General features: G+C 68.7%; 14 protein-coding genes. 2 read left to right on the forward strand and 12 right to left on the reverse strand.

Annotation, left to right across the window (positions count from 1 at the left end; translation table 11 throughout):
• Window positions 1–17: 17 nt before the first annotated feature.
• Window positions 18–1,154 carry a DJ-1/PfpI family protein gene (locus ACAM54_RS19120; RefSeq protein WP_369648612.1) on the forward strand — a complete coding sequence of 379 codons (1,137 nt, stop codon included), beginning with the start codon at window positions 18–20 and terminating at the stop codon, window positions 1,152–1,154.
• A 27-nt stretch (window positions 1,155–1,181) separates the two neighbouring features.
• Here the strand turns inward: ACAM54_RS19120 and ACAM54_RS19125 are convergent, their stop codons facing one another.
• From ACAM54_RS19125 to ACAM54_RS19145, 5 genes are read right to left on the reverse strand one after another with little or no spacing between them, the layout of a single operon-like run.
• Complete coding sequence (locus ACAM54_RS19125; protein WP_369648613.1) at window positions 1,182–2,144, reverse strand: Bug family tripartite tricarboxylate transporter substrate binding protein; 963 nt, start codon at window positions 2,142–2,144, stop codon at window positions 1,182–1,184.
• Window positions 2,145–2,168: 24 nt separating this feature from the next.
• Window positions 2,169–3,041 (reverse strand): amidohydrolase, encoded by an 873-nt coding sequence (locus ACAM54_RS19130; RefSeq protein WP_369648614.1) that lies wholly within the window; start codon window positions 3,039–3,041, stop codon window positions 2,169–2,171.
• Between the two features lie 9 nt (window positions 3,042–3,050).
• Window positions 3,051–4,244, reverse strand: coding sequence for a CaiB/BaiF CoA transferase family protein (locus ACAM54_RS19135; RefSeq protein WP_369648615.1), 1,194 nt, complete (start codon window positions 4,242–4,244; stop codon window positions 3,051–3,053).
• A gap of 18 nt (window positions 4,245–4,262) precedes the next feature.
• Window positions 4,263–5,255: a tripartite tricarboxylate transporter substrate binding protein gene (locus ACAM54_RS19140; RefSeq protein WP_369648616.1), complete on the reverse strand. Its 993-nt coding sequence runs from the start codon at window positions 5,253–5,255 to the stop codon at window positions 4,263–4,265.
• Window positions 5,256–5,291: 36 nt separating this feature from the next.
• Complete coding sequence (locus ACAM54_RS19145) at window positions 5,292–6,161, reverse strand: CoA ester lyase (protein ID WP_369648617.1); 870 nt, start codon at window positions 6,159–6,161, stop codon at window positions 5,292–5,294.
• A 77-nt stretch (window positions 6,162–6,238) separates the two neighbouring features.
• Here ACAM54_RS19145 and ACAM54_RS19150 point away from each other — a divergent pair, with 77 nt between their 5' ends.
• Entirely contained in the window at window positions 6,239–7,135 is an 897-nt protein-coding gene (locus tag ACAM54_RS19150) for a LysR substrate-binding domain-containing protein (protein WP_369648618.1), read from the forward strand.
• Window positions 7,136–7,181: 46 nt separating this feature from the next.
• On the opposite strand, the gene ACAM54_RS19155 is transcribed toward ACAM54_RS19150, so the two are convergent.
• From ACAM54_RS19155 to xdhB, 7 genes are all read right to left on the reverse strand, one after another.
• Entirely contained in the window at window positions 7,182–8,354 is a 1,173-nt protein-coding gene (locus tag ACAM54_RS19155; protein ID WP_369648619.1) for a BMP family ABC transporter substrate-binding protein, read from the reverse strand.
• A 49-nt stretch (window positions 8,355–8,403) separates the two neighbouring features.
• The gene (locus tag ACAM54_RS19160; protein WP_192322605.1) at window positions 8,404–9,324 is read right to left on the reverse strand and encodes an ABC transporter permease; all 921 of its coding nucleotides are present in this window, start codon (window positions 9,322–9,324) and stop codon (window positions 8,404–8,406) included.
• A gap of 358 nt (window positions 9,325–9,682) precedes the next feature.
• Window positions 9,683–10,834 carry an ABC transporter permease gene (locus tag ACAM54_RS19165; protein ID WP_369648620.1) on the reverse strand — a complete coding sequence of 384 codons (1,152 nt, stop codon included), beginning with the start codon at window positions 10,832–10,834 and terminating at the stop codon, window positions 9,683–9,685.
• Window positions 10,827–12,356, reverse strand: a complete 1,530-nt coding sequence (locus ACAM54_RS19170) for an ABC transporter ATP-binding protein (protein WP_369648621.1) — start codon at window positions 12,354–12,356, stop codon at window positions 10,827–10,829. Before ACAM54_RS19170 ends, ACAM54_RS19165 begins: the two co-directional genes overlap by 8 nt.
• Before the next feature lie 99 nt (window positions 12,357–12,455).
• Entirely contained in the window at window positions 12,456–13,835 is a 1,380-nt protein-coding gene (locus ACAM54_RS19175; protein ID WP_369648622.1) for an NCS2 family permease, read from the reverse strand.
• Window positions 13,836–13,915: 80 nt separating this feature from the next.
• A complete protein-coding gene (locus ACAM54_RS19180; RefSeq protein WP_369648623.1) occupies window positions 13,916–14,899 on the reverse strand; it encodes a LysR family transcriptional regulator in 984 nt (327 codons plus the stop codon).
• Window positions 14,900–15,001: 102 nt separating this feature from the next.
• Window positions 15,002–17,452: a xanthine dehydrogenase molybdopterin binding subunit gene (xdhB, locus tag ACAM54_RS19185; protein ID WP_192322602.1), complete on the reverse strand. Its 2,451-nt coding sequence runs from the start codon at window positions 17,450–17,452 to the stop codon at window positions 15,002–15,004.

A 17,452-nucleotide genomic window follows, 5' to 3' on the forward strand; every position in this document is an offset into this window, starting at 1 on the left:
TCGACAGGGGAACGGCCATGTGGAGATCGATAGCAGCGCTGATCGGTGCAAGTATTGCAGCCTTTGCGCTGGCAGCCTGCACGGGAGGGGCGCCGCCGCTGCCGCCCGCGCAGGCCGATGCGGCGCGCAGCGAGCGCGAGAAGCAGGCTTTTGTCGAGGCCCTGAAGCCGCATCGCGCCGGCCGGCCCGTGGTGGCCGTGCTTGCGCTGAACGAGGGCACCGAGATGACGGACCTGCTGCTGCCGCATGCGGTGCTCCAGCGTGCCGATGTGGCCGAGGTGCGGATCGTGGCGCCGCACGCGGGGCGCGTGAGCCTGTATCCCGCACTCGAGGTCGATGGCGCGCAGGACTTCGCCGCATTCGAGCGGCTTCATCCTTCGGGCGCCGACTACGTGATCGTGCCGGCGATGATCGCCGACGACAACCCCCAGGTGGCGGCATGGCTCAAGCAGCAGGCGGCACGCGGTGCGCGTGTGATCGGTGTCTGCTCGGGTGCACGCGTGGTCGGCCGCGCCGGCCTGCTCGACGGCCGCCGCTTCGCGGGCCACTGGTACGACCGCGGCACGCTGCTCGCGCGCCACGCCGGCGCCAGCTATGTGCCGCACCAGCGCTACGTGGTGGACCGCGGCGTCGCCACCACCACGGGCATCACCGCCTCGGTGCCGGCGATGCTGGCGCTGGTGGAGGCGGTCGGCGGGCAGGAGAAGGCCAGGTCCCTTGCAACGGAACTCGGCGTGGCCTCGTGGACGCCGGCGCACGACAGTTCGCCGTTCTACCTGGACACCGGCCGCAGGGTGGATTTCCTGCTCAACAAGGCCGCGTTGTGGCGCGCCGAGCGCTGGCGCGTGGACGTGCAGGACGGCGCCGACGACGTCGCCCTTGCGCTGGCGGTCGATGCGTGGACGCGCACCGGGCACATCGGCGTCGATGCGGCTTCGGCCTCGGGCCCGGTCCGGCTGCGCAGCGGGCTGGTGCTGTTGGCACAGCCGCCTCGCGAAGGGACGGGCCGCCTGCCCCTCGCCTCGTCGCTGAAGCCGTTGCCGCAGCTGGACCGCGCGCTGTGCGAGATCGGCCAACGCTATGGCGCGGCACGGCGTGACTGGGTCATGCAGGAGATGGAGTACCCCGGGCCGATCGCTGCCTGCGCAGGCTGAGCGGCCGGCCGCATGAAGGGGTCGGACTCAATCGACCCGGATGTTGCGCGCCTTCACCAGCGCACCCACGCGCCCCATCTCGTTCTGCACGAATTTCGCGAAAGCCTCCGGCGTGCTGCCGGCGGGCTCCAGGCCGAGCTGCAGCAGCTTCTGCTTGACCTGGGGTTCGTTGACCGCCGCCTGCACCGCTTTGCCGAGCCGCTGCACGATGTCGGGCGGCGTGCCCTTGGGAAGAAACACGCCGTTCCACTCGACCACGTTGTAGCCCGCCAGGCCCGACTCGGCGAGCGTCGGCGTGTCGGGCAGGCCGGGCACGCGCCTGGCGGAACTCACGGCCAGCGCGCGCAGCTTGCCCGACTGCACGTAGCCGAGCGTCGACGCCACGTTGCCGAAGTAGGCCGAGACCTGCTCGCCCATCACGTCGGTCAGCGCCGGTGCGCCGCCCTTGTAGGGCACGTGCATCAGGCTGACCTTGGCCTGCTCGTTCAGCGCCTCGCCGGCCAGGTGCGAGCCGGTGCCGCCGCCCGCCGAGGCAAAGCTCAGCTTGCCGGGGTTCTTGCGCGCGAAGTCCAGGAACTGCGCCACCGTGCTGTATGGCGCGGTGGCGGGCACGACCAGGATCTGCGGCGCGGTGGCCACCAGCGACACCGGAATGAAGTCTTTCCCCGCATCGAAAGGCAGCTTGCGCAGCGACGGGTTCACCGAGAACGCCGAGGCGTCGTAGAGCACGGTGTAGCCGTCGGCGGACGCCTTGGCCACGTTGTCCTCGCCGATCACGCCGCCCGCGCCCGGCCGGTTGTCGATGACGATCTGCTGGCCGAGCGCGATGCTCATCTGCTGCGCGACGACGCGCGCGGTGTTGTCGGCGCCGCCGCCCGCGGCATACGGCACCACCATGCGGATGGGCTTCTCGGGCCATGCGGCCCAGCCCAGCAGCGGCACGCAGGCGGCCAGCGCGGCGATCGATTTCAGGATGCGTTTCTTCGTCATTCGGTGGTCTCGGTCTTTGTCGTTTCAGGAAAAGTCATAAAGCAGCGCGGGGTTGTCGACGAGCACGCGGCGGCGCCGGGCCTCGTCGGGAACCCATTGGCCCAGCAGGTCGAACAGAAGCGCGTCGTCGGGCTTGGCGGCCGCGGGCTCGGTCGGGTGCGGCCAGTCGCTGCCCCACACCACGCGCTCCGGGGCCTGCCGGACCCAGGCCTGCGCGATGGCTGTCGTGTCGGCATAGCCGCCTGCGGCGCCCGCCTTCGAGTCGAGGTAGGCGCCCGAGAGCTTGATCCAGGTGCGGCCGCCGTCGCGCAGCCGGCTGACGATGCCGAAGGCGGGATGCGCCTTCGCATCGGGCAATGGCAGCCGTGCGAGGTGGTCGAACACAATCATGCAGGGCAGCCGTGCCAGCAGGGCTGCATGTTCGGCAATCTGGTCCGCATTCCAGTGCAGCTGCACATGCCAGCCCAGCGCATGCACGCGCTGCGCGAGCGGCTCGACCATTTCGAAGCCGGTCGCCGCGTTGGCGGCCGTATAGAGCGTGAAGCGGATGCCGCGAATGCCGCCCGCATGCAGGCGCTCGAGCTCGGCATCGCTCACGTCGGGCCGGACCACGGCCACGCCTCGGGTATGCGCCGCGCCGAGCGTGCGAATGGCATCGAGCGTCACGCTGTTGTCGGTGCCGTGCACGCGCGGCTGCACGACGACCGTGCGCCGCGTGCCGATGCGTTGCTGCACCACGCGGTAGTCGGCGGCCGTGGCCTGGTCGACCATGGCATCGGGCGATCCGTGGAGCGCGAAGCGGCGGTCGTAGACATGCATGTGCGCATCGCACGCGCCCTCCGGTGCAGTGCTGGCGGGCTTGCGGCTGCCGCTGCTGTGGGGATATTCGGCCTGCATGCGCGGTGCTCAGCCGGCCGCGTCGGCAGCCTTCTGCGCCGCCAGCACCGCCCCCGTGTGCTGCCCCAGCGTGGGCGCCGCAAAGGGCTCGGGCCCGGGCGTGCGGCCGAACTGCACCGGCCGCGTGAAGCCGCGGTAGGTGCCGAGCGTGGGATGCGAGAAGGTCGCCACCATGTCTTCGGCCAGCACCTGCTCGTTGTCGAACATGTCCTCGACCGTGCGGGCTGCGGCGCAGGGCACTTCCTCGCCGAACAGTTCTTCCCATTCGAGCGCGCTGTGCGCGGCCAGCGCCTCGCGCAGCCGCGGCACGATCTCGGCGAAATGCTGCGCGCGCTTGCGCACCGAGTCGTAGCGCTCGTCGGCCGCGAGTTCGGGCAGGCCCACCTTGTCGCACAGCGCGCGCCAGAAATGCGGCGTGTTGGCCGAGATGTAGAGGTGGCCCTCGCGCGTCGGATGGATGCCGGTGATGCCGCCCGAGCGCATGTCGCGCCCCACGTCCTTGGGTTCGCCCTCGGCCCACACCATGCGCGCCGACTGCATCGTGAGCGCGGAGCGCAGCAGCGACACGCCGACGAACTGGCCCTCGCCGCTCTTCTCGCGCTCGTACAGCGCCGAGGCCACGCCGGCGGCCACCAGCGCGGCCGCGTAGTAGTCGACCACCGAGCCATAGATGATCTCGGGCGGCTCGCCGCGCTTGCCCTGCAGCGCGCACATGCCGGTCATGGTCTGCAGCACCTGGTCGTAGCCCGCCTTCTCGCGCAGCGGCCCGGTCTCGCCATAGCCCGTGAGGCTGCAATAGATCAGGCGCGGATTGACGGCCTTCAGCTGCTCGTAGGCAATGCCCAGCCGCGGCGGCACGCTGGGCCGGAAGTTGTGCACCAGCACGTCGGCCGTGCGCACCAGCGCCATCAGCGCGGCAAGGTCGTCGGCCTTCTTCAGGTCGAGCACCACGCCGAGCTTGCTGCGGTTCACGCCGATGAAGGCGCGGCTCTCGGCTTCGAGCGTCGACGGGTACTTGCGCAGGTTGTCGCCTGTGGGCGGCTCGATCTTGATGACTTCGGCGCCCTGGTCCGCCAGCAGCGAGCAGCCGTACGGACCCGCGATGTAGGCACTGAGGTCGAGCACGCGCAGGCCGCTGAGCGGGCCGGCGGGGCCGCTGCGTGCCGGCAGGCGTGCGTCGTCTTGGGGGGCGTCGAAGCTCATGGATCGGTTCTTTCTTCCTCAGTCGGCGGTGATGTTCTGCTGCTTGGCCAATTTCTTCCAGCGCTCGACGTCCTCGGCGATGACGGCGCCGAACTGCTTGGGCGTGAGCGGCGTGGCGATGGCGCCTTCGCGCAGGAAGTTGGCCGCGATCTCCGGCTTGGCCAGGATGTTGTTGACGGCGGTGTTGAGCCTGGCGACCACGTCGGGTGGCGTGCCGGCCGGTGCCAGCAGGCCCCACCACAGTTCGAACTCGTAGCCCGGCACGGCGGTGGACATCGGAATGAGCTCGGGCGCGATCGGGCTCGGCTTCAGGCTCGTGATGCCCACGGCGCGCAGCTTGCCCGCGCGCACCATCGGCAGCAGCGAGGGGCCGCTGGAGATCAGCAGCTGCGTCTGGTTGCCGACCAGGTCGGTGACCGCCGGGCCCATGCCCTTGTACGGGATGTGCGTGATCTGCATGTCGCCGACCTTGGCCTTGAGCAGCTCGGTGCCGAACTGGTTGACGCTGCCCGAGCCCGACGACGCATAGTTGTACTGCCCCGGCCTGGCCTTGATGGCGGCGATCAGCTCGGTGGGCGTCTTCGCGGGAAACTCGTTGTTCACCGCGACGATGAAGGGGCCCTTGGCGAACATGGCCACCGGTGCCAGCCCGTTGATCGGATCGAACGGCAGCTTCGACTGCACGGCCGCATTGGTCGTCATGCTGGAGGACACGGCCACCAGCGTGTAGCCGTCGGGCGCGGCCTTGGCGACCTGGCCGGTGCCGGTGTTGCCGCTCGCGCCGGGCCGGTTGTCGATGATCACCGGCTGCTTGAGCTCGTCGCCCAGTTCCTTGGCCACCTGGCGCGCGAAGGTGTCGTTCGAGCCGCCCGCCGGATAGGGCACCACGATGGTGACGGGCTTGCTCGGGTAGGCCGCGGTCTGCGCGAACGCGCCGCCGCTCAACAGCAAGCCGCCGGCGAAGGCGGCCATGGCGAGCGCGCGCAGGCGAAGGGGCGAGTGGATGTGCATCTGTCTTGTCTCCTGGTTTTATTGAAAGCGAAAGGCTCAGCCCGGCAGCAGGCCGAGGCTGCGCGCGCTCGCGACGATGGCGCGCGCGCGGATCACGAAGGGAATGTCGATCATCTTTCCGTCCACCACATAGGCGCCCGTGCCGCTGTCGTCGGCCGCGCGGGCGGCCTCGACCACCTTGCATGCGTGCGCGATTTCCTCGTCGGTGGGACGGAACACCTCGTTGGCGATGGCGATCTGGCTCGGGTGGATGCAGGTCTTTCCGAGGAAGCCGAGGTTGCGCGCCAGCATCGCCTCGGCACGGAATCCGTCGGCGTCGCGGATGTCCGCGAACGCGCCGTCGTAGGCATAGACGCCCGCCTCGCCCGCGGCGATGCGCATCGCGAACATCGCCTGCTGGATCGCGGCCGGCTCGCGCCGTGCAATGCCCAGCGGCTCGAACAGGTCGCCCAGGCCCAGCTGCAGGCCCGCCACGCGCGGATGCGCGAGCGCAAGCTGCGCCGCGGTGCGCAAGGCCGCGGGCGCCTCGATGTTCAGCAGCAGGCCGATGAGCGCGGCCACGCCGTTGGCGCGCTCGGCGCGTTCGATCGCCTCGACCGCGCTGCGCACATGGGCCGGGCTTTCGGGCTTCGGGATGTTGATCAGGTGCACGCCGGGCCGTGCCACGGCCGCAACGTCCTCCGCGAAATGCGGCGTGTCCATCGCGTTGACGCGAACGATCACGGTCTTGCCCGATGCGGCCGTGCCGCCGTCCTGCAGCAGCTGCCGCACGGCGTCGCGCGCCTCGCCCTTGCGCGGCTCGGCGACCGCGTCTTCCAGGTCGAAACAGACGCTGTCGGCCGCGCTGCCCAGCGCCTTGGCGAACAGCTCGGGGCGCGTGCCGGGAACGAAGAGTTTGCTTCTCATGCGCCGCAGTGTGTGCGGTTCACGAGATCGGAAAAACACACGCTCCCTATGATCAGATGATAGAAAATCTATCTTTCATGGAAACAGCCTATCTGCAAAGCTTTCTTCTGGTGGTGGAATCGGGCTCCATGTCGGAGGCCGCGCGCCGCCTCGACCTGACGCCCGCGGCCGTGGCGCAGCAGATCCGCACGCTGGAACGCGAACTGGGCGCCCCGCTGCTGGCGCGCGCCGGCCGCACGGTGCAGCCCACCGAGGCCGGGCACCAGCTGGTGCAGCGGGCCCGCAACCTGCTGCGCGAGGTGAACGACATCAAGGCGCTGCTCGGCAGCGACGCGGCTGGCGGCGAGCTGCTGGTCGGCACCATCAACACGGCCATCCACAGCCTGCTGCCGGACATCCTCGCGCGCTTCGTGAAGACGCATCCCGGCGTCAAGGTGTTCCTGCAGTCGGGCACCACGGCCACGCTCTACAAGGCGGTGCAGCAGGGCGAGCTCGACGCGGCCGTGTGCCTCTACCCGCCCTATGTGCTTGCCAAGACCTTCGACTGGTCGCTGCTGCGCGAGGAGCCGCTGGTGCTGCTGGCGCCGAGCCGCCTCGCGCGGCGCGATCCGCACGAGCTGCTGCGGACCTCGCCGCTCATCCGCTACGACCGCAACCTGGGCGGCGGCAAGCAGGCCGACCGCTACCTGCGCGCCGCGGGCATCGTGCCGCAGGAGCGCTTCGAACTCAGCTCGCTGCTGGCCATTGCCATGATGGTCGACCGCGGCCTGGGCGTCTCGCTGGTGCCCGACATCGCCTCGCCGCTGCTTGACGGCCAGCGCGTCGCGAAGATCGCGCTGCCGCTGCCTTCGCAGCCGCGGCGCTTCGGCGTCCTGTGGCAGCGCGCATCGCCGCGCCTGCGGTTGATCCAGGGCTTTGTCGACAGCGCGCGGATGGTGACCGAAGGGAAGCCGCGCGGCACGACCCACAAATGAAAAGGGCCGCCCGCAGGCGACCCTTTCATGGAAAGCGCTGCGCGCTTTACTTCTTGTCCCCGCCCGGCACCTTGCCTTCGACGCCCTTGACGTAGAAGTTCACGCCCGAGAGGAACTTGTCGTCGGCCACGGCATCCTTGGCAACCACTTCCTTGCCGTCCTGGCCCAGGATCGGGCCCTTCCAGATCACGAAGCTGCCGTCCTTCAGGCCCTTCTTCACTTCCTCGACCTTGGCCTTGGTTTCGGCCGGCACGTCCTCGGCGATCGAGACGATGTCGATGGCGCCTTCCTTCACGCCCCACCAGCTCTGGCCCGTGGCCCACTTGCCGTCGAGCGCGTCCTGCGTGGCCTTGATGTAGTACGGCGCCCAGTTGATGGTGGCCGAGGCCAGGTGGGCCTTGGGGCCGTAGGCGGTCATGTCCGAATCCCAGCCGAAGGCGCGCTTGCCCTTTTCCTGCGCGGTCTTGAGCACGGCCGGCGAGTCGGTGTTCTGGAACAGCACGTCGGCGCCGCCGTTGATGAGGGCGGTGGCGGCTTCGGTTTCCTTGGGCGGGCTGAACCATTCGTTCACCCACACCACCTTGGTGGTGATCTTCGGGTTGACCGACTGCGCGCCCAGCGTGAAGCTGTTGATGTTGCGCAGCACCTCGGGAATCGGCACCGAGCCGACCACGCCGAGCGTGTTGCTCTTGGTCATGGCACCGGCAATGACGCCGGCCATGTAGGCGCCTTCATAGGTGCGGCTGTCGTAGGTGCGCATGTTCTCGGCGGTCTTGTAGCCGGTGGCATGCTCGAACTTCACGTCCTTGCTGTCGGTGGCCACCTTGAGCATCGGCTCCATGTAGCCGAAGGTGGTGCCGAAGATCAGCTTGTTGCCCTGCCCGACCATGTCGCGGAACACGCGCTCGGCGTCAGCGCCCTCGGGCACGCTCTCGACGAAGGTGGTCTTGATCTTGTCGCCGAATTCCTTCTCGAGCGCCTTGCGGCCGTTGTCGTGCGCGAAGGTCCAGCCGCCGTCGCCCACCGGGCCGATGTATGCGAATGCGATGTTGAGCGGCGCCGCCGGTGCCGGTGCGGCGGCAGCGGGTGCCGGCGCCGGTGCGGGGGCCGCAGCCGGTGCAGCCGCTTCTTCTTTCTTGCCGCAGCCGATCAGGGCCGCCGAAGCGACCGCCGTGAGGGCGGCCAGCTTGAGCAGGGAGCGCTTGTTCAGATCATTCATTGTCGGAAATCCTCAAAAAGGACAGGTTGGCGGAAATCGAGAAGCGAGATTATGAGCCGGGGTAGAACGGTTTTCCGATGGAAGCCGGCATGTTGATGCGGATGAAGGCCGGGTTGCGCGAGATCAGCGCCAGCACCACGATGGGCGCGATGTACTGCAGCATGCTGAGGAACTGCGGCGGCACGTCGACGCCGCTGCTCTGCAGGTGGAAACCCAGCATCGAGACGCCGCCGAACAGGTAGGCGCCCAGCAGCACGCGCATCGGCCGCCAGGTGGCAAAGGTGGTGAGCGCCAGCGCGATCCAGCCGCGGCCCGCGACCATGCCTTCGACCCACAGCGGCGTATAGACGGTCGACAGGTACGCTCCCGCCAGCCCGCACAGCGCGCCGCCCGCGATCACCGCCATGAAGCGGATGCGCCGCACCGGATAGCCCAGCGCATGCGCCGACTCGGGCGACTCGCCGACCGAGCGCAGCACCAGCCCGGCGCGGGTGCGGTAGAGAAACCAGATCAGGCCGAAGGTCAGCACCACGGCGAAGTACACCATGGGGTGGTGGCGGAACAGCGCGGGTCCGACGAGCGGAATGTCGCCAAGCACCGGCACCGCGTACGACACGCTCTCGGGCAGCTTGGCCTGCACGAAGTTGATGCCCACGAACGCGGAGAAGCCGACGCCGAACAGGCTGAGCGCGAGCCCCGTGGCGTACTGGTTGGTGTTGAGCCAGATCACCAGCACGCCGAAGAAGGCCGCAAGCAGTGCGCCGGCCGCCATGCCGGCCAGGAAGCCGAGCCAGGGGTTGTGCGTGATGACGACCGTCGCAAAGCCGGCGATGGCGGCGCAGAGCATCATGCCCTCGGCACCCAGGTTGACGATGCCGGCCTTTTCGTTGATGAGGAGGCCCAATGCCGCAATCGCGAGCACGGTGCCGGCGCTCAGGGTGGAGCCCAGCAGGAGTGCGTAGCTGTCCATTTTTCAGTTGCTCCGGCGCGGGTTGCTGTTGTTCGAGCGGATGCGTTCTTGGCGCTCTTGTCCAGGGCGCGTGCACAGGCCACCGGGTACTCCCCTCCGCGAATGTCCCCCGCCTTCGGCTCCTCCTTTATTTCGCTGCGGGGAGCACCCGATGCCCTGTGCACGATGGGCGCAGCGCTTGTGCTGGCCGATCAACGACCGCTCCGACCAACGATCACGTCGATGGGGTGCCTTGCGCAGCGAAATCAAGGAGGAGGCCGAAGGCCGGGGGACATTCGCGGAGCAAGGCACCCCGTCGGCGGGAGCGCGCCCCGAACAAGCACGCACAACGCGTTGAAGCAAGAAGCAGGCGTTCATCCTAGAGCGCTCCTTCGGTCGAATGGGCAGCCGGCGCCGTCAACGGCGTGCTGGCTTGCAGCGAACTCGTCGTCATGCTGGAGGCCACCGCCTTCGCAGCCGCCTTGCGGCGGATGCGATAGGCAATGAGCGTGTCGCAGGCCAGCAGCGTGAAGAGCAGCAAACCCTGGAACACGCCCGTCAGCGACTTGGGCAGGCCGAGACGCGACTGCGCCAGCTCGCCGCCGATGTAGAACATGCTCATGAGGATGGCCGAGAACACCATGCCCACCGGATGCAGACGGCCGACGAAGGCCACGATGATGGCCGCGAAGCCATAGCCCGCCGGCACGTAGGGCGTGAGCTGGCCGAGCGGGCCCGCCACCTCGAGCGCGCCCGCCAGGCCCGCCGCGCCGCCCGAGGTCAGCAGCGCGATCCAGATTGCGCGCCGTGCCGAGAAGCCTGCATAGCGCGCGGCCGCCGGCGCGAGCCCGCCGACCTGCTGAGCGAAACCGGCCCGCGTGCGGAACAGGAACACCCAGAGCGCGCCCACGCCCAGCAGCGCGATGATCAGTCCGATGCTCACGCGCGAACCCTTGAAGAGCCGCGGGATCTGCGTCACGGCCTCGAAGGTCTTCGATTGCGGAAAATTGTAGCCCTGCGGATCCTTCCAGGGACCGAACACCATGTAGCCGAGCAGCAGCGTCGCCACGTACACCAGCATCAGGCTCACGAGGATTTCGTTGGCGTTGAACCGGTCGCGCAGGAAGGCCACGATGCCGGCCCACAGCATGCCGCCGACCGTGCCCGCAACGAGGATGGCCACCACGATCCACGAGCCCGTGGTCTTGTCGGCCATCAGCGCGACGCCGCCCGCGGCAATGGCGCCGAACACGAACTGTCCCTCGGCGCCAATGTTCCAGACGTTGGAGCGGAAGCACACCGCCAACCCGAGCGCGATGATGAGCAGCGGCGTGGCCTTGATGGTGAGCTCGCCGATCGCGTAGCCGCTCTTGATCGGTTCGTAGAAGAACACCAGCAGGCCCTTGACCGGGTCCTTGCCGAGCGCGGCGAACAGCGCCACGCCGATCAGCACGGTGATCAGCAGCGCCAGGATCGGCGAGGCAAAGGTCCAGAAGCGCGACAGCTCCGGGCGGGGTTCGAGCTTAAGCATGGGTCGCCTCCTTGTTGTTGTTCTTCTTCTCCCAAAGGCCGCTCATCCATTCGCCGATCTGCGGCAGCGTGGCGGCCGCGCGGTCGATCGAGGGCGAGAGCCGGCCCTTGGCAATCACGTGCAGGCGGTCACTGATGTCGAACAGTTCGTCGAGCTCCTCGCTGACCACCAGCACCGCGCAGCCGGCATCGCGCAGCGCGAGGATCTCGCCACGGATGAGCGCGGCCGCGCCCACGTCCACGCCCCAGGTCGGCTGCGACACGATGAAGAGCTTGGGGTTGGCGTCGATCTCGCGGCCGACGATGTACTTCTGCAGGTTGCCGCCCGAGAGCGAGCGCGCCGCAGCATTCGGGCCGCCGGCCTTGACGTTGAAGCGCTCGATGATGGCCCGGGCATGCCTTTCGAGCGCCCCGGTGCGGATCCAGCCGCCCCGGCCCACCGCATTGCCGCGCGTGAGCAGCAGGTTGTGCGCAAGTCCGAGCGTGGGCACCGCACCGCGGCCCAGCCGCTCCTCGGGCACGAAGTGCAGGCCCATGGCGCGCCGCGCGCGCGGCCGCAGCCGGCCGGCCGGCTTGCCGAACACCTGAACCATGGCGGGCTCGGCACGCACGTCTTCGCCCGACAGCGTGTAGAGCAGTTCCTTCTGCCCGTTGCCGGACACGCCCGCAATGCCGACCACCTCGCCGGCGCGCACCTCGAACGAGATGCCGTCGAGATCGACGCCGAACTGGTCCTCGCGCGCCAGCGCGAGCCCGTTCACGCGCAGCGCCACCGCGCCGGCATGCACCGGCCGGTGCTTGAGCGGCGGCGGTTCGGCGCCGATCATCAGCCGCGAGAGCGACTCGTTGCTCTCGTTCTGCGGATTGCACACGCCCGTGACCTTGCCGCCGCGCAGCACCGTGCAGGCCGTGCACAGCTCGCGGATCTCGTGCAGCTTGTGGCTGATGTAGAGGATGCTGCAACCTTCCGACGCCAGCTTGTTGAGCACACCGAAGAGCTTGATGACCGCCTGCGGCGTGAGCACCGAGGTCGGCTCGTCGAGGATCAGCAGCTTGGGGTTGGTGAGCAGCGCGCGGATGATTTCCACACGCTGCATCTCGCCCACCGACAGCGTGTGCACCGGCCGCGAGGGATCGATGTCCAGGCCGTATTCGCTGGCCTTGGCCGTGATGCTGCGCGCCACCTCCGCCAGCTGCAGCGACTTGTCCAGGCCCAGCCACACGTTCTCGGCCACGGTGAGCGTGTCGAACAGGCTGAAGTGCTGGAACACCATGCTGATGCCCAGCGCCCTCGCCTGCTGCGGGTTGCGCAGGGTGACGGGCTGGCCGTCGAAGGTGACCGTGCCTTCGTCGGGCTTGACCGAGCCGTAGATGATCTTCATCAGCGTCGATTTGCCGGCGCCGTTCTCGCCAAGCACGGCATGGATCTCGCCGGGTGCCACGGCCAGCGAGATGTCGCTGTTCGCCACCACCGCGGGGTAGCGCTTGGTGATGTTCGCGAGCTGGAGTCTGGGGGTTGTCATGCCGGGTTTCGTGGGTTTGTCTCGTTCAACAGCAACAAGCGGGGGCAGCTATGAGTTTAATAGCGTCCCCCGTCCATCGGCGCCCGACGGCGCTCCCCCTCAGTGTCCGCCGATGTAGGCGAACTTGAACAGGAAAATCGCCGCGATCACCCAGACCATCGCATGCACTTCCCGTGCCCGGCCGGTGCAGAGCTTGAGCACCGCGTAGGTGATGAAGCCGAAGGCCAGGCCATTGGCGATCGAGTAGGTGAAGGGCATGGCCAGCGCGGTCACCGCCGCGGGGATCACCTCGGTCGTATCCTCCCAGTCGAGTTCGACCAGGTCTCGCAGCATCAGGCAGCCCACGAAGAGCAGCGCCGGCGCGGTGGCATAGGCCGGCACCGAGCCCGCGAGCGGCGAGATCATCAGGCAGGCCAGGAACAGCCCCGCCACCACCACGGCCGTGAGGCCGGTGCGCCCGCCGGCCTGCACGCCGGCCGCGCTTTCCACGTACGCCGTGGTGCTCGAGGTGCCGAGCAGCGAGCCCGCGAAGATCGCGCCGCTGTCGGCCAGCAGGGCCTTGTTCATGCGCTCCATCTTGCCGGGCACCAGCAGGCCCGCGCGCTTGGCCACGCCCATCAGCGTGCCGGTGGCGTCGAACATCTCGACCAGGAAGAACACCAGCACCACGTTCAGGATGCCGCCCTTGAGCGCGCCCAGGATGTCGAGCTGCATGAAGGTGGGCGCGATCGAGGGCGGCGCATCGAACACGCCATGGAACTTGTTGCCGCCGAAGAAGAACGACAGCACCGTCACCAGCATGATGCCGATCAGGATGGCGCCGCGCACCTTGAGACGGTCGAGCGTCACGATCACCAGGAAGCCCAGCGTCGCCAGCACCACCGGCGCCGAATGCAGGTCGCCCAGCGTGACGAAGGTGGCCGGCGAGGCCGCGACCACACCCGCGCTCTTCAGCGCGATGAGCGCCAGGAACATGCCGATGCCCACGGTGATCGCCGTTCGCAGCGACTGCGGTATGCCGGCGATGAACAGCTCCCGCAGCCCCGTGACCGTGACGATCAGGAACAGCGTGCCCGAGATGAACACCGCGCCCAGCGCCACCTGCCACGTGTAGCCCATGCCCAGCACCACCACGTAGGCGAAGTAGGCGTTCAGCCCCATGCCCGGCGCCATCGCGATCGGGTAGTTGGCATACAGGCCCATGATCAGCGTGCCCAGTGCCGCGATCAGGCAGGTGGCCACGAAGACCGCGCCCTTGGGCATGCCCGCGTCACCGAGGATCGCCGGGTTCACGAAGATGATGTAGGCCATCGTCAGGAAGGTGGTGAGCCCTGCGATGACCTCGGTGCGCACGGTGGTGTTGTGCTCGGTCAGCTTGAACATGCGTTCAAGCCAGTTCGCGCCCTGCGGCGCGCGGCGCGCGGCTGTCCCCGAGGCGTGGGGATCGGTGACCTTGGGCACCTCTTCAAACCTGTTCATGTCGCTTGTCTCCAGCTGTTGTATGTGGCGGTTCGTTCAAACATGCCTCGGCCGCGACGCCGGCGCGGCCGAAGGATTCGTCAAGGCGGGTCGGGGGCCTCGGCCGCAACGGCCCGCGAGGCCGGCGTGGTGAAGGCGGGCCGCAGCGAGGCCGCCACGTCCTTGATGCATTCGCGCAGCCAGCGCGCGGAACTCGACGAATGGGTGCGCTCGTGCCAGAGCTGGTAGTACATGAGGCGCGGCAGCGCCACCGGGCATTCGAGGATCTTCACCGGCAGGCGCGTGGCGAAGCGCTCGCAGTACTGGCGCCCGGTGGTGAGCACCAGCAGGCTCGAGGCGACCATGTCCGGGATCAGGCTGAAGTGCGCGCAGCGCGCCGTGATGTTGCGCTGCCGGCCCAGCTCGTCGAGCATCTGGTCGATGATGCCGCGCCCGCCCGGGTGCATGGGCGTGGGCGCGATGTGCTCGGCCGCGAGCCAGGTCTCCAGGTCCCAGCCGCGGCGCACCGCCGGGTGGTCCTGGTTGACCAGCGACACCACCTCGTCGCCGAAGAGCCGCGCCATGTGCAGGTCTTCCGGGGGCTTCTGCCAGTTGCCGATCACCAGGTCGACCTGCCCGAGCGCCAGATGGCCGTGATAGTCCGAGTCGGGCGTGAGCGCATGGATCTCGATCTGGCACAGCGGCGCCTCGCGCTTCACGTGCGCCACCAGCATCGGCAGGAACAGCGGGTCCATGTAGTCGCTCGCGGCGATGCGGAAGGTGGTGGCCGCCGACTGCGGCTCGAAGCCGCGCGCATCGGAGAACAGCATCTCGGCCGCGCGCAGGATGCTCGCGGCCGGCTCGATCATCCGCAGCCCCGCATCGGTCGGCACCATGCCCGAGCCCGAGCGCACCAGCAGCGGATCGCCCGAGAGTTCGCGCAGGCGCTTCAGCGCGGCCGAGACGGCCGGCTGGTACATGCCCAGGCGGATGGCGGCGCGCGAGACGCTGCGGTCGGTCAGCACGGTGTGAAGCACCCTGATGAGATGAAGGTCGATCTTGTCGAACAGCGCTTGATCACGCATGGCTTCCCCCCCCGGCACAGCCGGTTCCGCGGTGTTTCGCGAAGAGGACAAGGGCGTGGGGCATTGGGAGGACTTTGGACATGCGCCAAAGTCTACGAGTGGCTAGGCGGACTGGACGGCGGTGATGGCGCGAAGGATCGATTCGCTCGTGGCCGGCGCCTTCAGCGGTGGATCGACCCGGTGGCCGCCGGCCGCCGACACGGCGTCGCGGATCGCGAAGAACACCGAGAACGGCAGCAGCAGCGGCGGCTCGCCCACGGCCTTGCTGCGGTGGATCGAGTCCTCGAAGTTCTGGCCTTCGAACAGGCGCACGTTGAAGACGGGCGGGCAGTCGTTGGCCGTGGGAATCTTGTAGGTGCTCGGCGCGTGCGTGGTGAGCTTGCCGCTTTGCGGATGCCACACCAGCTCCTCGGTCGTGAGCCAGCCCATGCCCTGGATGAAGGCGCCTTCGACCTGGCCGATGTCCACGGCCGGGTTCAGCGACTTGCCGGCGTCGTGCAGGATGTCGGCGCGCAGGAGCTTCCATTCGCCGGTGAGCGTGTCAACGATCACCTCGCTCACCGCCGCACCGTAGGCGTAGTAGTAGAAGGGGCGGCCCTGCATCCTGTCCTTGTCCCAGCTGAGGCCCGGCGTGGCATAGAAGCCGTCGGACCAGAGCTGCTTGCGGTCGAGGTAGGCCTCGCCCACCACGGTGCTGAAGGCCAGCGAGCGGCCGTTGACCTCGACCTTGTCATTGGCGAAGCGCACCTCGCTCGCCTTGCCGCCGTGGCGCTCGGCCGCACTCTCGGCCAGGCGCTCGCGGATCTGGCGTGCGGCATCCTGCGCGGCCTTGCCGTTGAGGTCGGCGCCGGTCGATGCGGCGGTGGCCGAGGTGTTGGCCACCTTGGTGGTGTCGGTCGCGGTGACGCGCACGCGCTCGAAGCTCACGCCCAGCTCGTGAGCCACCACCTGCGCCACCTTGGTGTTGAGGCCCTGCCCCATCTCGGTTCCGCCGTGGTTCACCAGGATCGAGCCGTCGGTGTACACATGCACCAGCGCGCCGGCCTGGTTGAAATGCTTGACGTTGAACGAGATGCCGAACTTGAGCGGCGCGAGCGCCAGGCCGCGCTTGAGCACCACGCTCTTCCGGTTGAAGGCCGCGATCTCTTCGCGCCGCGCACGGTAGCCGCTGCTGGCTTCGAGGTCGGCCACCAGTTCGTGGACGATGTTGTCGGTCACGGTCTGGCGGTACGGCGTGACGTTGTTCTGGTCCTTGCCGTAGAAGTTGACGCGTCGCACGTCGAGCGGATCGCGGCCCAGCGCGCGCGCCACCGAGTCCATGATGTTCTCGACGGCAATGGCGCCCTGCGGCCCGCCGAAGCCGCGGAAGGCGGTGTTGCTCTGCGTGTTGGTCTTGCCGGAGAAGCCGTGCATGGCCACGTTGGGCAGCCAGTAGGCGTTGTCGAAGTGGCAGAGCGCGCGGGTCATGACGGGGCCCGAGAGGTCGGCCGAATGGCCGGCGCGCGAGACCATGGTGATCTCCGCGCCGAGGATGCGGCCCTCGCCGTCGTAGCCCACTTCATACTCGTACCAGAAGCAGTGGCGGCGGCCGGTGACCATGAAGTCGTCGTCGCGGTCGAGCCGGAGCTTGACCGGGCGCTGCAGCTGCCGTGCCGCGATGGCCGCCACGCAGGCGAACAGCGCCGATTGCGATTCCTTGCCGCCGAAGCCGCCGCCCATGCGTCGGCATTCCACGTGCACTTCGTTCGACTGCAAATGCAGCGCATGCGCCACCAGGTGCTGCATCTCGCTCGGATGCTGCGTCGAGCAGTGGATGTGCAGCGCGCCGCCTTCCTTCGGAATGGCGTAGCTGATCTGGCCTTCGAGGTAGAACTGCTCCTGCCCGCCCACGTCGAGCGTGGACTTGTGGCGGTGCGGCGCCTGCGCGATGGCGGCGCGCACGGCCGCCTCGTCGCCTTCGTTGGCGCTGCCGCCGCTGCGCACGATGTGCATCGGCGGCACCACGTACTGGCCGCGCGCATGCGCCTCCTGCGGCGTGAGCACGGGCGGCTGCGCCTCGATTGTCATCGCATCCTTGGCCTTGGAAGCGGCGCGGCGCGCGGCCTCGCGCGTCTCGGCGATCACCGCGAACACGGGCTGGCCGAGATAGCGGATCTGGCCGCCCTCGCTCACGGGCAGGAGGATCGGATCGTCGTGCACGATCGAGCCGCAGTCGTTGGTGCCCGGAATGTCGTCGGCCGTGAGCACCGCGACCACGCCGGGCATCGCACGGATGGCGTCGAGCGACAGCGCCGTGACGCGGCCGTTGGCGGCCGGCGACAAGCCCAGCGCGCAGTGCAGCGTGCCGGTGATCTCGGGAATGTCGTCGATGTAGGTCGCCTCGCCGGCCACGTGCAGGTGCGCCGACTCGTGCGGCCGGCTGATGCCGACACGCGCGCCAAGATCATGCGCGATCGCTTCGGCCACGGGGTCGATGCGCGCGGCGGTGTTCTTCAGGTAGTCGGCAAAGGCCTCGGCGGGCTGCAGCAGGCGGGCGTCGATGGGTTTGTTCAT

Source organism: Variovorax sp. V93, from assembly GCF_041154485.1.
Classification (GTDB): domain Bacteria; phylum Pseudomonadota; class Gammaproteobacteria; order Burkholderiales; family Burkholderiaceae_C; genus Variovorax; species Variovorax beijingensis_A.

Excerpts from the sequence above, each read along its gene's own strand:
- ACAM54_RS19120 (WP_369648612.1), top strand. The coding sequence starts at position 18 with ATGTGGAGATCGATAGCAGCGCTGATCGGTGCAAGTATTGCAGCCTTT.
- ACAM54_RS19125 (WP_369648613.1), bottom strand. The coding sequence starts at position 2,144 with ATGACGAAGAAACGCATCCTGAAATCGATCGCCGCGCTGGCCGCCTGC.
- ACAM54_RS19130 (WP_369648614.1), bottom strand. The coding sequence starts at position 3,041 with ATGCAGGCCGAATATCCCCACAGCAGCGGCAGCCGCAAGCCCGCCAGC.
- ACAM54_RS19135 (WP_369648615.1), bottom strand. The coding sequence starts at position 4,244 with ATGAGCTTCGACGCCCCCCAAGACGACGCACGCCTGCCGGCACGCAGC.
- ACAM54_RS19140 (WP_369648616.1), bottom strand. The coding sequence starts at position 5,255 with ATGCACATCCACTCGCCCCTTCGCCTGCGCGCGCTCGCCATGGCCGCC.
- ACAM54_RS19145 (WP_369648617.1), bottom strand. The coding sequence starts at position 6,161 with ATGAGAAGCAAACTCTTCGTTCCCGGCACGCGCCCCGAGCTGTTCGCC.
- ACAM54_RS19150 (WP_369648618.1), top strand. The coding sequence starts at position 6,239 with ATGGAAACAGCCTATCTGCAAAGCTTTCTTCTGGTGGTGGAATCGGGC.
- ACAM54_RS19155 (WP_369648619.1), bottom strand. The coding sequence starts at position 8,354 with ATGAATGATCTGAACAAGCGCTCCCTGCTCAAGCTGGCCGCCCTCACG.
- ACAM54_RS19160 (WP_192322605.1), bottom strand. The coding sequence starts at position 9,324 with ATGGACAGCTACGCACTCCTGCTGGGCTCCACCCTGAGCGCCGGCACC.
- ACAM54_RS19165 (WP_369648620.1), bottom strand. The coding sequence starts at position 10,834 with ATGCTTAAGCTCGAACCCCGCCCGGAGCTGTCGCGCTTCTGGACCTTT.
- ACAM54_RS19170 (WP_369648621.1), bottom strand. The coding sequence starts at position 12,356 with ATGACAACCCCCAGACTCCAGCTCGCGAACATCACCAAGCGCTACCCC.
- ACAM54_RS19175 (WP_369648622.1), bottom strand. The coding sequence starts at position 13,835 with ATGAACAGGTTTGAAGAGGTGCCCAAGGTCACCGATCCCCACGCCTCG.
- ACAM54_RS19180 (WP_369648623.1), bottom strand. The coding sequence starts at position 14,899 with ATGCGTGATCAAGCGCTGTTCGACAAGATCGACCTTCATCTCATCAGG.
- xdhB (WP_192322602.1), bottom strand. The coding sequence starts at position 17,452 with ATGAACAAACCCATCGACGCCCGCCTGCTGCAGCCCGCCGAGGCCTTT.